The sequence below is a fragment of the Paraburkholderia tropica genome, assembly GCF_900109265.1.
GTDB lineage: Bacteria > Pseudomonadota > Gammaproteobacteria > Burkholderiales > Burkholderiaceae > Paraburkholderia > Paraburkholderia tropica.
Genome location: NZ_FNZM01000017.1, coordinates 137,649 through 151,325, shown reverse-complemented (window position 1 = coordinate 151,325; position 13,677 = coordinate 137,649). Strand labels below are relative to the sequence as shown.

The following is a 13,677-nucleotide window of genomic DNA, read 5'->3' as shown; positions in this document are numbered from 1 at the left end:
TCCTGGCGGTCCATCTTGTCTCCTTGATTCGATGATGGGTTCAGCGAAGTTCGATTGCGCCGCGCGTGGCGAGCGCGGACGACGCGACGTATTGCGTCCCGGCGACGCGGCGATGGGCGAGTGCATACGCACAGGCGAGATTGAGCGCGCCGCCGAGCAAGTAAAGCGCGTAGAAGCCCTGGCCGAAGCCCCAGGACGTCGTGGCGAGCGCTGCGCCCGCGAGCATGCCGCCGTGATGAACCACGCCCGGACAACCCGCGTGCGCGGCGCGCTGCATGCGTGACGCGCGGATGAGCGCGGGCAGCGTGAGCGCATCGAGCAGCGCGAAGGCGGGCGCGGCGAAAACGGTCCAGGCGGAAAACGCCGCGAGCGTGAGCGCGGCGAGTAACGCGCCGCGCACGACAAAGAGTGCGAGCAGCGTGTGCCGATGATCGGCGCGATCCGCGATCAAACCGAGCGTCGCGACGAGGCAGAGCGAAATAGCGGCGTGCGAAAGCGAGAACGGTCCGGAGCCGCAGATCGAAAAGAATTGAAAGCGGGCGAGCACGCCGCTCGACAAACCGGCAAGCAACGCGGCGGCCAGCATGGCTGCGTTGCTGCGCAACGCGCTATTCACCTCGCTGCGTCTAATTTTATGATTGGGAATCCTTGGTAAATTTTTAAATTGCGAGAAATTCACCATCGGAGTAAGCAGTGAAACGCCAAACAAAATCAATATCGCCGCTTGACCGATCGATATGGAATTCGCCTGCGCCGAAGCCGCGCTTATCGCGAGCATCGTTGTCGCGAGCGCGGTGGCGATGGGCGTAATGGACGTAATGGACGTAATGGGCCGCGTTGCGAATCGCCGCGCCAGCATAGCGGGCAAGCACGCCATCGCCGCAAGCGCAAGCCCGCTGGCGGCGAGCGCGCCGGTTTGCGTGCCCGCGCGCATCGCCGTCGCCATCACGCCCGCCGCCAACGCGGCCGCGCCGCCCGTCACGGCGCACCACGCGCGCGCAGCGGCGAGCGTGTCGCGAACGTTCATGCCCGGGAGGCGGCGCGCGCGTGGCTGCATGGTCCGCTTACTTCTTGCTGCCGCAGCAGGTGGGGGCGCTGTCCGGCGCGCCGTCCTGCACGCTATGCGGATCGCGTCCGCCTGGCAGATCCATCGCCGGATTACCGTCGAAGAAGTTATTCGGCTTGAGCATGAATCCCGCGTATTCCACCGGCATCACCGGGAAATCCTCGGGCTTGCAAACGTGCGTATGACCGAAGCTGTGCCACAGCACGATGTCCTCGTTTTCGACGTTGCGATTCGCCTCGATATAACGCGGCAGACCGTCGCCGCCCGCATGCTGATTCGGATAGTCGCCGCTCGCATAGCGTTGCGTGGTGTCGTACGGCGTGACCCATACGTGACGCGTCGCGAAGCCGCCGCGCTGGCGTACCTTCGAGTTCGGATCGGCGAGCATTAGCGGCGAGTCGTTGACGATCAGCTTGTAGCCAGGATTCGCACCCACGCGGTTTTTCACGTTCGGATTCACGACTTTCCAGAAGCGGCCGGTCTGACCGCTCGCATTGCGCGCCGCTTCCTGCTCGGTTTTCAGCACGCGCTTCGTGGTGTCGAATACATTGCCGTACGGATTGCCTTCGCCCATCGGACGCGGCACGAATTCATGCTCGGTCACGGCGTTCTTTTCGCCGTCGACCATCATGTGCAGGCGCGCGTTGAAGAAGTGCTGATGCGTCGGGCCGCCGAGATTTTCGGTGACCATGCCGCCCCACGGATACGAGCCGCCGTCGGCAACTGCCGAGGTCTGGATAATGCCCGTGAGTTTGCATTCGAGCTGAATCGTGCCGTCCTGATAGAAGTACCAGTAAAAACCGTAATCGTAATTGCCGACCGTTGCGAAGAACGAAATCACGAGGCGGCGCGAGCGGCGCATTTCGAATACGCCGGTGCGGAATTCATAATGCTTCCAGAGCGTGCCGTAATCTTCTTCGTGCAGACAGACAGCGTTTTTCATCGTGAAGCTATTGCCGAAATCGTCGGCGGACGGAATGTCGAAATAGCGGATCGTGCCCAGACAATCGCAACCGAGTTCGAGCTGATTCGCGAGTTTGCCGAGGCCGTATTCGCCCGCGTCGAACGCGCTTTTCCAGTAGTGATTCGTGGTGGGATCGGAGTAGGGCACGCACATCTCCGTCACGCTCGCGCGATAGATGATGGGGCGCGGCGCATGCTTGCCGTCGTCCCATGTGATCTGATTCAGCACGAGACCTTCGCGCGGCGTGAAGCCCACGCGGAAGCTCCAGTTTTGCCATTTCACCTGCCAGCCGTCGATGGTGAAACTCGGACCTTCGGGCTGGCTGATCGACAGCGGTTTGACCGTGTCGCGCGGCTCGCCGAGACTCGGCGTGTCGTAGTTATGCTTTGCGCGCGGAATTGGAATGATGCGGCCGTCGTCGACGAGTTCGATGACTTTCTGTTCGAGCAGATCGACTACCGCGACCACGCCTTCGATCGGATGCGCATAGCCGTTGTCGCTCACGTGCTCGCGGTAGTAACTCACGCAGCGCACGAGGCGACGGCCGCCTTCGTTGGGGCGATCGAACGCGCCTGCCGAAAACGGGTCCACCTGCACGCGTTCGAGATCGTCTTCGGTGAGGCCGCGCTTGAGCACGGCTGCGCGCCACGCCGGATCTTCCTTAACGATGCGCTCGGCATTGATGAAGTCTTCGATCATCACGGGCGGCTGACCGAACGGCGCGCTTTGCAGTGCGAGCGGCGTGCGCGATTCCACTTTCTTCTCACGCAGATCGACGACGAATTCGATCGTTTGCGCGCGTGTGCGATCGATGGCGATCACAAACGCGCGGCGCGGAAAATAATCGCCTTGCTGCCAGGCCAGCACTTCCGCTTTGGGCGGATCGCGCAATTCGGTCACGGGAAAGCGGCCAAATTCGTCGAGCTGTTCGGCGGCTTTCACGATGTCACAGGCGAGCTGCATTTCGGCGAGGCTCAGCGGGTCGAGCGGATGCGAATTCGAGGTCGTGTTCATAAGCATTTCGTAAGGATGTCGTTGAGCCGGAACAGCGCCGCCTGCATCGCGAGAAACCCTGTATGAAGTGCTGAATGCAGGGTGATTCGAGTGGCGATGCCGTGAGCGATGTCGTGCATCCATCGTAGAAACGCCGTATTTTTTTCGCGCTTGCAGAACGCGCCAAAGGGGCGATAGAGTGCGCCATACGCAGAGCGAACGAAGCTGTCAGGCGAACGGAGCGAGACATGAAAAGAGTGCCGGTGAACAGCGGTTATCCGATGATTCGCGGCGCCGTGATGGGTCCCATCGTGCGCGCGCTCGACGCCGCGGGCGCCAATTGCGACGCGCTGCTCGACGAGTTCGGCTTGAGCCGCCGACAGTTGTCGGACCCTTATGAAATCCTGCCGCTGGGGCGTTATGTCGAGGTGTTCGAACGCGCCGCGCAGGTGCTCGACGAGCCGTGGCTCGGGCTGCGTCTGGGCAACGAATTGCAGCTCACGGAACTCGGTCCGGCCGGGCTCGTGTTCATGTCGTCGCCGACGCTCGGCTCCGCAATCCGTAGATTCACCGATGCGTTGGCCTCATGGCAAAGCGCCACGCTCGTCGACCTCGTGAGCGACAATGAATGGCCGATGTGGAGCTATCGCATCGCGCATGCGAACATCTGGCCACGTCGTCAGGATGCCGAATACAGCGTGAGCGCGATGTGCCACATGATTCGCCTCGTGCGCGGCGCGCAATGGACGCCGGTCGAGATCCATTTCGAGCACGCCGCGCCCGCCGATATCAAACCCTATATGCGGATTTTCCGCGTGCCGGTGCGTTTTCAGCAGCCTGCGAGCGGTGTGGTCCTGCATCCGCACGATCTCGACGCGCCGCTCAAAAGCGCCGACACCCAGCTTGCGCGCCTGATGGAGCGTCACGCCACCGACCTCATTTCGCGCGATACCGTGCCCCATAATCTCGTCGATCAGGTTCGCGATCTCGTCACGCGGCGACTCGCGCGCGAGAAACTCGTGGTGGCCGATATCGCACGCGACCTCGGACTTTCGAACCGCTCCTTGCAGCGCCATCTCGCGGAGGCGGGCACCTCCGTGCGCGAGATCATTCGCGACGAGCGCCAACGCAGCGTGGCCGTGCTGCGCGATCAGGAAGGCATGACGAACGCAGCGGTCGCGCGCGCCGTTGGTTATGCCGACGCCACCGTGCTCTGGCGCGCCACGCGCAACTGGGCGCGGCCGGAAAAATAGCGACCGTCCGCGAATCGCCGCGCGCTTACAAATAGAAAGCTATGCCGGCGCGAGCGGCGTTCGACCGCTCCGTTCATTGATTCGTCATCCGAATCAAATTCGGAATTTTTGCCTCGTTAAGTAAAAACCCGCAGGGGTGTTGGCGCACTTTATCGAAAATTTGGCGCGGAAAGCCAGGTCGCCGGATTTTTTAGCTGCCTACCATGCGCTCCAATCGATTCACGAAATGGCATCGCGAATGCCGTCCGCGAGATTCGATTCCCCGAGCGCCAGGGCACGCGGTTCCCATCGTGTCGAATGGCGAATGACAGTCCAGACACCAGCAGAGGCAACGATGAACGAACCGTTTTCAACCGCCGGCCTCGTCGGCGATGACGCCGCAGACGCCTCGGCGCCGCAGCGCAGCCGCCTCGGCCTGTGGCAGATCGTGTTTCTCGTGATTTCGGCGGCCGCGCCACTGACCGGCATGCTCGGCGCGGTGCCACCGGCCATCAGCCTCGGCAATGGCGCGGGCATTCCGGGCGCGTTCGTGATCGCGGGCGTGGTGCTGCTCGTGTTCAGCGTGGGCTTCGCCTCGATGAGCCGCCACATCGTGCGCGCCGGTGCGTTTTACGCCTACATCACGGCGGGTTTCGGGCGACCGCTCGGCATGGCGGGCGCGCTCGTCGCGCTGCTGTCGTACACCTGCATCCAGATCGCGCTCTACGGCCTGTTTGGATTTTTCTGCACGGTGGTACTCGGCCCGATGCTGCATAGCGCGCTGCCGTGGTACGCGTATTCGCTCGCTTGTCTTGCCATCGTGCAGATCACGGGATTGCGCGGCATCGATCTCAACAGCCGCCTGCTCGGCGTGCTGATGTGCCTCGAAATGGGCATTCTGCTCGTGCTCTCGCTCGCCATCGTGACGCATCACGGCGGCCCCGATGGACTCACGCTCGAACCGTTCGCGCCGAAGCACGTTTTCAGCGGTCATATGGGCATTGCGGTGATGTTCGCGCTCGCGTCGTTCATCGGTTTCGAGGCGACGGCCATCTACGGCAAGGAGTGTCGCGATCCGAAAATCACGGTGCCGCGCGCGACCTATGTGTCGGTGTCGTTGATTCTGGTGTTCTTCGCGTTCGTTACGTGGGCCATCGTGTGCGCATACGGCTTGAAAGACGTGGCCGATGTCGCGACGAAACAGCCTGGCGATTTTTGGTTCATGCAGTCGGCGAAATATCTCGGCGGCACGATGACGACCGCGATGAGCCTGTTGCTGCTCTCCAGTATTTTCGCGAGCCTGCTGTCGTTTCATAACACGATCGTGCGCTACATTCACGCGCTGTCGGTCGAAGGTCTGCTGCCCGCGAAACTCGATCGCCTGCATCCGAAGTACGGTTCGCCGTATCTCGCGAGCTATCTGCAAACGCTCTCGGTACTGGCGCCGATCGGCATCTTCGTGATGGTGGGCGCGGACCCGTTCAATATCGTCTTTAGCTGCACGTCGGCGTTGGGCACGATCGGCATCGTGATGTTGCAGGCGGTGACGAGTTTCGCGGTGGTCGCGTATTTTCGCGCGACGAAAAAGGACACGCGCTTCTGGCACGCACTCGCGGCGCCGGTGCTGGGCGGCATCGGGCTGTTGTGGATCGGCTTCGTGCTGATCGGCAATCTGGACGCGCTCTCGGGCTCCGATAGCGCCATCGTGCGCGCGTTTCCGTGGATCGTGCTCACGGTCGCCGTGCTCGGCATCGTGCTGGGCTTCGCGCTCAAGCGCGCGCGGCCCGACATCTACGCGCGCTTCGGGCAGTAGCAGGCAGGGCGAGGGCGCGTTCCCCGCGCCTCGCTGAAGGCTTCATTCAGCACTACCTCCAGCAGTCAACTCTGGCAGCAGCTACGCGGGCGGCGCGTGCGAACGACGCGCGCCGTGGCCCGGTCGCGTCCGGCGCATGACGGCCCGCGCGATCTCTCACTTCAAAAAGACAACGACATGGCAGATCTTTTCGTCAAGCGCGCGGCGCTGGCGCTGGCTTCGTGCACCCTCGCGATCGGCGCACACGCGCAATCTTCCGTCACGCTGTACGGCACCGTGGATGCGGGCATCGTCTATTCGACGAACCAGCAAACCACGCACGCCGATGGCAGCACCGACGGCCACTCGAACTGGCAACTGGGCGGCGGCAATCTCGTGCCGTCGCGCTGGGGTCTCACAGGCAGTGAAGACATCGGCGGCGGCACGACGGTGAATTTCACGCTGGAAAACAGCCTGCTTACGCAGAACGGCGCAATGCTGCAAAGCGGCACGCTGTTCAACCGCAATGCGTGGGTGGGCGTCGCGAACGCGAACTACGGCACGCTCACGCTGGGGCGTCAGTACGATCCGTTCTCCGATTACCTGGGTGCGTATGCATCGAGCAATAACTGGGCAACGCTTTACGGTTCGCATTTCGGCGATGTCGATAACCTCAACGAAGCGTTCAATTTCAATAACTCGATCAAATATCTGAGCCCGAGTTTCGGCGGCCTGACCGTGGACGGCTTGTTCAGTCTCGGCGGCATCGCCGGTGACTTCTCGCGCAATCGCGGCTGGTCGCTCGCGGCCAATTACACGCACGGTCCGCTGTCGCTGTCGGCGGGCTATCTGCAATTGCACAATCCCTTGCAGGCGGCATTGGGCGGGGAGAGCGGCTATATCGGCGATTTCAGTTGCGCGAATGCCGACGCCTCGTATTGCGAATTGCAGAATGCGCAGAAGATCGATATCTGGGGCGCGGGCGGTTCGTACGTCGTCGGTCCGGTGACGGTGGCGCTGAGCTATACGCACACGCGGCTGTCGCAAAGTCAGTACTTCGCCAGCGCCGCGCAACCGCAAGGCGCGAATATCTCATTCGATATCGCGGAGTTGAATACGATGTGGCAATACTCGCCTGCGCTGCAATTCGGCTTTGCGTATATTTTCAACGACGCCCATCCGGGCGACAGTTCGTCGACGCGCGTGCATCAGATCAATCTCGGCGCAGTCTACAACCTCTCCAAGCGGACCGCGCTCTATGCGGTGGCGATCGGCCAGAAGTCGTCGGGGGCGGGCATCGGGATCGACGCATCGACTGGCGCATCGCGCAATCTCGCGCAGATTCCGAACCTCGTGAATTCGGACACCGACAAGCAACTCGCAGTGATCGCCGGGATTCGCCACAACTTCTGAGCGAGGGCGCGCACGGGCGCGTTGCGTTGCACCGCGCAAAAAAAGCGCGGGGCAGGCCGGACAAGCGGGGCAAGCGGGGCGGCGCCTGGCCGCTTCGCGCGCCCGGCGGGCGGATCGGCGCTAAAATGAACCGGTCCGCTTTCCGCGTGAGCCCTCGCATGAAAGTTGCCCTGTTCATCCCGTGTTTCATCGACGCGTTCTACCCCGAGGTGGGGATCGCCACGCTCGAATTGCTGGAGCGGTTCGGCTGCGAGGTCGACTATCCGCTGGAGCAGACCTGCTGCGGCCAGCCGATGGCCAACAGCGGCGCTCAGGCCGACGCCGCGGGCGCGGAACGCGTGTTCGTGCGCGCCTTCGCGGGCTACGATCATATCGTCGGGCCGTCGGCGAGCTGCGTGAACCACGTGCGCGACCATCTCACCGCCATCGAGCAGACCGACGAAGTGCGCCGCGTGCGCGCCAACACTTACGAGCTGGTCGAATTCTTGCACGACGTGCTCGGCGCACGCGATTTTCCGTGGGCCGAATTCCCCTGGCGTGTGGGCTTGCACAATAGCTGCAGCGCGCTGCGTCATCTGCACGAAGCGTCGATGTCCGAAATCGCCGGCGCGCCGTTTTCGAAACCGCTCGCACTGCTGCAACACATCAAGGGCATCGAGTTCGTGCAGCCTAAACGCCCCGACGAATGCTGCGGTTTTGGCGGCACGTTCGCGGTGACCGAAGAAGCGGTCTCGGTACGCATGGGCCAGGACAAGATCGTCGATCACGTGAGCGCGGGCGCACAGTACATCGTCTCGGGCGACATGTCGTGCCTCATGCACCAGCAGGGCTGCGCGGAGCGTATGAAGGCCGACGTGCGTTTCATCCACATCGCCCAGGTGCTCAACGGAGCGCGCGCATGAGTGCCGGTTCCCCCACGAGGACGAATCCGAATCCGAGCGTGAGCCCGCTCGAACCGCCGCGTCAAGCCAACGCGAACTCTGGAAAGCGCGTCGAGCACGCGAAACTCGCGGGCTCGTTTCTCGCGCATCCCGAACATGTCGACTTTCACGACAAACGACTCTGGGATCTGCGCACGAAACGCGACGCCCAGGCGCACGCAATTCCCGAATGGGAAACGTTGCGCACGCTCGCTTCGCAGATCAAGGCGCACACGCTTTCGCACCTGGCCGATTATCTCGACCAGTTCACGCGCGTGGCCGAAGCGAATGGCGTAAAAGTCCATTTCGCCGATACGGCGGGCGAGCATAACGAAACGGTCTTCCGCATTCTCAGCGAACGCGGCATTACGGCGCTCGTGAAAAGCAAGTCGATGCTCACCGACGAATGCGAGATGCGCCCTTATCTGGAGCAGCGCGGCATTGCGGTGATGGAAACCGATCTCGGCGAGCGTATCCAGCAACTCGATCAACAGCCGCCGAGCCATATCGTCGTGCCGGCCGTGCACAAATTGCGCGACGACGTGGCCCAGGTCTTCGGCCGTACGATCGGCACCGATCCGCACAACAACGATATTCATTATCTGGCCGAAAGTCAGCGCATGAATACGCGTCCGTGGTTCGTGCGCGATCGCACGGCGGGCATGACGGGCTGCAATTTCGCGGTGGCGGAAACCGGCACGGTGGTGGTGTGCACGAATGAAGGCAACGCCGATCTCTCGGCCAATGTGCCGCCCATTCATATTGTGTCGATGGGCATCGAGAAACTGATTCCGCGTCTGTCCGATCTCGGTGTGTTTATCCGCATGCTTTCGCGCAGCGCGCTCGGCTCGCCGATCACGCAATACACCTCGCATTTCCGTGCGCCGCGCGAAGGCGCCGAACTGCATTTCGTGCTTGTCGATAATGGCCGCAGCGCGCGGCTCGCGATGCCCGACTTCTGGTATTCGCTCAAATGCATTCGCTGTGGCGCGTGTATGAATACGTGTCCGGTTTATCGGCGCAGCGGTGGGCTGTCTTATGGCAGCACCTACGCGGGACCGATCGGCGCGATCATCAATCCCACCTTCGATCTGAAGCGATTCAGCGCGCTGCCGTTCGCGTCCACACTCAACGGCAGTTGCACCAATGTGTGCCCGGTGAAAATCAATATTCACGAACAGATTTATCAATGGCGCGAAGTGATCGCCGCTCAACATGCGGTGCCGTTCGTGAAGCAGGAAGTGCTCAAAATGGCGGGCAAACTACTCGCGAGCCCGAAGCTCTATCGCACGGCCGTGAGTTCGCTCGATGGCGCGCTGCGACGCCTGCCGAATTTCGTGCTGTATAACCCGCTGAATATCTGGGGACGTCAACGCACGCTGCCGCAGGCGCCATCCACGACGTTTCATGCGTGGTATCGCAAACACCGTGGCAAGGGAGGCGGCGATGGCCAGTCGTGAGACCTTTCTGGCGCGCGTGCGCGCGGCGCAACCGGCCGCCGAACCGCTGCCCGAAGTGCCGGGCTTCGATGCGCCGCCGGGCGATGTGCGCGAGCGTTTCGTCGCAAGTCTGGCGCTGATGGGCGGAAAGACCGCACAAGTTGCATCGGGCGGCGAGGTGCTCGCGCAGATTCAGGCGCGCTTCGGCGCGAACGTGTCCATCGTGTCCAGCGCGCCGGAAGTGCCCGGCACGCGCGCGATCGATGCACATACGCCGCCTGCCTCGCTCGAAGACGTGCAGGTGGGCGTGGTGCGGGCGCGCTTCGGCGTGGCGGAAACGGGTTCGGTGTGGCTGAGCGAGCGCGAATACGGCGTGAACGCGCTCGGCTATCTCGTGCAGCATCTTTATGTGCTGCTCGATCCCGCTGCGGTCGTGGCGGGTTTGCAGGGCGCGTATTGGCGCGACGACTTCCGTCACGCGCGTTACGCGGTGCTGGTCACGGGCCCGTCCGCGACCGCCGATATCGAGGGCGTGCTCATTCAGGGCGCGCAAGGGGTGAGATCGCTGACCGTCGTGTGGTTGCCCGCGCCGTGACGGTGCCGCGCGCGCTCGACACGCACGACATCGAGGCGATCTCGCAAGCCGGGCAGTCACGCGAGCGACGATGGTCATCCACATTCTTCTACTGAGCGGTTTTCTGCTGGCGAGTATCGCGCTGGTGCAAGCCGTGAGTCTGCGATTCGCGCTGTCCGAATCCGTGCTGCTCGCGGCGTGGGGTTTCGCGCTGGGCGGCATCTATATGGCGAGCGGCGATCTGTGGCCGCAACTCGCGTCGAGCTTCGTCACGCCCGCGCTCGAGCCGCGCCTGCCGCCCGAAGCCTATCTCTGGATCTTCCTGCCGCTGCTGCTGTTCCAGGCCGCGCTCAGCGTGAACGTGCGCGAGATGCTCGGCGACGCCGCGCCCATCCTGCTGCTCGCGGTCGTCGCCGTGTTCGTGGCGACGGCGATGGTCGGCGGCGGCATCGGCCTCACGGGACTCGGGCCGGTCACCGACGGCCTGTTGCTCGGCGCGATGGTCGCCACCACCGATCCCTCGGCGGTGCTCGCCGTGTTCCGCGAAGTGGGCGCGCCCGCGCGCCTCGTGCGCCTCGTGGAAGGCGAGAGCCTGCTCAACGACGCGGCCGCGATCGCCATCGCGAGCGTGCTGATTGCCGCCATCACCGGTGACGCCGCCGCGGCAACGGCGAGCGCCGCGCTGCGCACGCTCGCCGTCGAACTCGTTGGCGGCCTCGCGGTGGGCGCGCTGGCCGGACGCGCCGTCGCGTATCTGCTGCCGAATCTGGGCGGCGAGGGCAAGGCCGAAATCTCGCTGAGCTTCGCACTGCCGTATCCGCTCTATCTGCTCGCCGATCAGGTGCTGCACGTGTCGGGGGTGGTGGCGGTGGTGGCGGCCGGCCTCGTTATCAGCGGGCTGGGGCGCACGCGTCTGTCGCCGCGTAACTGGGAGCATCTGCAACTGATCTGGGAACAGGTCGCGGCGATGGCGGGCGCGGCGATCTTTTTGCTCGCGGCCATGCAGATTCCCGCCACCTTGAGCGCGGCGCACTGGGGCGATCTGCTCGCGCTCGTGGTGGTTGTGATCGCGGCGCTGCTCGCGCGCCTCGTGGTGGCGTTCGGCATGCTGCCGCTGTTGAGCAAGCTGAAACTCACCGAGCCCGTGAGCGCTGCCTACAAACTCGTGATCGCATGGGGCGGATTGCGCGGCGCGGTCACGCTCGTGCTCGCGCTCGGTCTCGCACAGAATGAAGCGCTGCCCGAGAGCACGCGCCGCTTCGTGGCGATCCTCGCGACCGGTTTCGTGCTGGTGAGCCTGATCGTCAACGGCTCGTCGCTGAAACTGCTGATCAAGCGGCTCAAACTCGATCTGCTCTCGCCGCAAGAGACCGCATTGCAGCAGCAAGCGGTGCAGCTTTCGTCGATCCGCGTCTCCGAGGAAGTGCATGCGGCGGCCCGCACGTTCCGCATTTCCGATGTGATCGCCGACGAAGCGTGCAGCACGTTCCGCCGCAGCATCGACCTCTGCACGACGGCTTTCGATATCGAAGTGGCGCTGTCCGAGCGCGAGCGTCTGGCGATCGGGCTCGTCACGCTGGCGTCGAAAGAGCGCGATCTGATTCCGCGCTATGGCAGCGGCATCATCACGGTCCGCAATCTGGATGCGATGATGCAGAACACCGACGCCATGATCGAGGAGTCGCGCGTGTCGGGCCGCATCGGCTATCAGCGCGCGGCAGCACGCATTCTCGAAGATACGCCGGGCCTGCGTCTCGCGCGTTTCGTCGCGCGCTGGGTGCATATCACGCAGCCCTATTCGGATGCGCTCGCGGACCGTTTCGAACTCTTGATGTGCCGGCGCGTCGTGCTGCACGAGTTGTACGCGTTCTCGGAAACGAGCCTGACGCCGCTGCTCGGCGCGCGGCTCGCGAAGCTGCTGGGCACCATCCTGAAGGGGCGCATCGAAGCGGTGGAGCGTGGGCTCGATGAAGTGCGCGCCTGCTTTGGACATGGCGCCGACGTGCTGGAGCGCCGCATGATGTTGCTGTACGCGCTGCGCGAAGGCCGCGCGCGCGTGGTGGCGATGTACGAGGACCGCTCGATCTCGAAGGAGATCTACGATTCGATTCGCCGCGAGCTGGACGTGGCGTGGAAGCTCGCGGTGCCGCGCGCGCATCCGGGCGTGCTGCTGCCTTCGGAGGCGGCGCTCGCGCACGAGGACGCCACGCCGATTTCGATCGACGAAGCCGGTGCGTCGCGCGACGCGGCGGCGGCACGCAGCGAGTCCGTCGAGCAGGCGCCGCGCGAGGAAAGCGCGCATGAAGGCACGAATGAAAGCGCGCATGAAAGCGCCCCCGAACAGCGAGCCGCGCCATGACCGAACTCGGCTACGCGGCGCTCGTCTTCGTGCTGCTGCTTGGCGGCACCGGCCTGGGGGTGTTGCTCAAGCCTCTGCTGCCCGAGGAACATCGCAAGCACGAGACCGTGCAGCTCGTGCAACTCGTTGTCGGCATGCTCGTGACGTTTGCGGCGCTGGTGCTGAGTCTGCTCACCGCATCGGCGAAAACGAGCTACGACACCGCCACCGACGACATGCGCGCCTACGCGGCGGACCTGATCCAGCTCGACTCGCGTCTGCGCGATTATGGCGACGGCGCGGACGCCGCGCGCAACGCGCTGCGTGTCTACACCGCGGCGGCGATCGCGTCGACGTGGCCGCAGGAGAGCGCGCCGCCGGGCGATTATTATCCGCGCGTGCCAGGCGCGCGCGACGGCGAGCTGGAGAGCACGCAACTCGGCGCGATGCTCAACACGGTCGGTCATCAGATCGCGCTGTTCGATCCGCATGACCGCTATCAGGCGGCGCTCGCGACGCGCCTCGTCGATCTGTTCGGACGCGTGCGCGACACGCGCTGGCGACTGATCGAGGAGGCGCACGGCACGATCTCACGGCCGTTCTTCGCCATGCTCACGCTTTGGCTCATGCTGATCTTTCTGAGCTTCGGACTGGTCGCGCCACATAACTCGCTGGCCGCCGTGATGATCGTGCTGGGTGCGGTGTCGATCTCGTCGTCGGTGTATGTGATCGTCGATCTCGATACGCCGTTCACGGGGCAGATCATTATCGCCAGCGATGCCATGCGCGACGCGCTCCGGCACATGAACGTGCCGCGCGATCCCGGCGTGCTGCTGCCGCGTGCGCAGTAACGTCCCTGGTAACGCGCGCAGCGACGTGCGGCATTGCGCTAGACTCGCGCATCGCATCGGATCGATGTGATCGGGAAACCGGCAAACAGGAACAG

At 63.7% G+C, this 13,677-nt stretch carries 11 protein-coding genes; 8 read left to right on the top strand and 3 right to left on the bottom strand.

Features of this window, described 5'->3' with window-relative positions:
* Positions 1–40: 40 nt before the first annotated feature.
* The 3 genes from BMY06_RS38975 to BMY06_RS27195 all read right to left on the bottom strand — a co-directional run bounded on the left by BMY06_RS38975 (position 41) and on the right by BMY06_RS27195 (position 3,044).
* Positions 41–616, bottom strand: coding sequence for a hypothetical protein (locus BMY06_RS38975; RefSeq protein WP_124263055.1), 576 nt, complete (start codon positions 614–616; stop codon positions 41–43).
* A 43-nt stretch (positions 617–659) separates the two neighbouring features.
* Positions 660–872, bottom strand: coding sequence for a hypothetical protein (locus BMY06_RS38970; protein ID WP_124263054.1), 213 nt, complete (start codon positions 870–872; stop codon positions 660–662).
* A 192-nt stretch (positions 873–1,064) separates the two neighbouring features.
* Entirely contained in the window at positions 1,065–3,044 is a 1,980-nt protein-coding gene (locus BMY06_RS27195; protein ID WP_074986395.1) for a primary-amine oxidase, read from the bottom strand.
* 227 nt (positions 3,045–3,271) lie between these two features.
* On the opposite strand from BMY06_RS27195, the gene BMY06_RS27190 reads away from it, so the two are divergent.
* The 8 genes from BMY06_RS27190 to BMY06_RS27155 all read left to right on the top strand — a co-directional run bounded on the left by BMY06_RS27190 (position 3,272) and on the right by BMY06_RS27155 (position 13,582).
* Entirely contained in the window at positions 3,272–4,276 is a 1,005-nt protein-coding gene (locus tag BMY06_RS27190) for an AraC family transcriptional regulator (RefSeq protein WP_065061141.1), read from the top strand.
* A 334-nt stretch (positions 4,277–4,610) separates the two neighbouring features.
* Positions 4,611–6,068 (top strand): APC family permease, encoded by a 1,458-nt coding sequence (locus BMY06_RS27185; RefSeq protein ID WP_074986393.1) that lies wholly within the window; start codon positions 4,611–4,613, stop codon positions 6,066–6,068.
* Positions 6,069–6,245: 177 nt separating this feature from the next.
* The gene (locus BMY06_RS27180) at positions 6,246–7,460 is read left to right on the top strand and encodes a porin (RefSeq protein WP_080180563.1); all 1,215 of its coding nucleotides are present in this window, start codon (positions 6,246–6,248) and stop codon (positions 7,458–7,460) included.
* Positions 7,461–7,618: 158 nt separating this feature from the next.
* Positions 7,619–8,362, top strand: coding sequence for a (Fe-S)-binding protein (locus tag BMY06_RS27175; protein ID WP_074986392.1), 744 nt, complete (start codon positions 7,619–7,621; stop codon positions 8,360–8,362).
* Positions 8,359–9,840, top strand: coding sequence for a lactate utilization protein B (locus BMY06_RS27170; RefSeq protein WP_080180562.1), 1,482 nt, complete (start codon positions 8,359–8,361; stop codon positions 9,838–9,840). Before BMY06_RS27175 ends, BMY06_RS27170 begins: the two co-directional genes overlap by 4 nt.
* A complete protein-coding gene (locus tag BMY06_RS27165; protein WP_074986389.1) occupies positions 9,827–10,414 on the top strand; it encodes a LutC/YkgG family protein in 588 nt (195 codons plus the stop codon). Before BMY06_RS27170 ends, BMY06_RS27165 begins: the two co-directional genes overlap by 14 nt.
* 70 nt (positions 10,415–10,484) lie before the next feature.
* Positions 10,485–12,752 (top strand): cation:proton antiporter, encoded by a 2,268-nt coding sequence (locus BMY06_RS27160; protein WP_074986387.1) that lies wholly within the window; start codon positions 10,485–10,487, stop codon positions 12,750–12,752.
* Positions 12,749–13,582 carry a bestrophin-like domain gene (locus BMY06_RS27155; RefSeq protein ID WP_074986386.1) on the top strand — a complete coding sequence of 278 codons (834 nt, stop codon included), beginning with the start codon at positions 12,749–12,751 and terminating at the stop codon, positions 13,580–13,582. The genes BMY06_RS27160 and BMY06_RS27155 overlap by 4 nt, the downstream gene beginning before the upstream one ends.
* The last annotated feature ends 95 nt before the right edge of the window (positions 13,583–13,677 follow it).

Coding starts and splice junctions, on each gene's coding strand:
- BMY06_RS27195 (WP_074986395.1), bottom strand. CDS start 3,044: ATGAACACGACCTCGAATTCGCATCCGCTCGACCCGCTGAGCCTCGCC.
- BMY06_RS27155 (WP_074986386.1), top strand. CDS start 12,749: ATGACCGAACTCGGCTACGCGGCGCTCGTCTTCGTGCTGCTGCTTGGC.
- BMY06_RS27170 (WP_080180562.1), top strand. CDS start 8,359: ATGAGTGCCGGTTCCCCCACGAGGACGAATCCGAATCCGAGCGTGAGC.
- BMY06_RS27190 (WP_065061141.1), top strand. CDS start 3,272: ATGAAAAGAGTGCCGGTGAACAGCGGTTATCCGATGATTCGCGGCGCC.
- BMY06_RS27165 (WP_074986389.1), top strand. CDS start 9,827: ATGGCCAGTCGTGAGACCTTTCTGGCGCGCGTGCGCGCGGCGCAACCG.
- BMY06_RS27175 (WP_074986392.1), top strand. CDS start 7,619: ATGAAAGTTGCCCTGTTCATCCCGTGTTTCATCGACGCGTTCTACCCC.
- BMY06_RS27180 (WP_080180563.1), top strand. CDS start 6,246: ATGGCAGATCTTTTCGTCAAGCGCGCGGCGCTGGCGCTGGCTTCGTGC.
- BMY06_RS27185 (WP_074986393.1), top strand. CDS start 4,611: ATGAACGAACCGTTTTCAACCGCCGGCCTCGTCGGCGATGACGCCGCA.
- BMY06_RS27160 (WP_074986387.1), top strand. CDS start 10,485: ATGGTCATCCACATTCTTCTACTGAGCGGTTTTCTGCTGGCGAGTATC.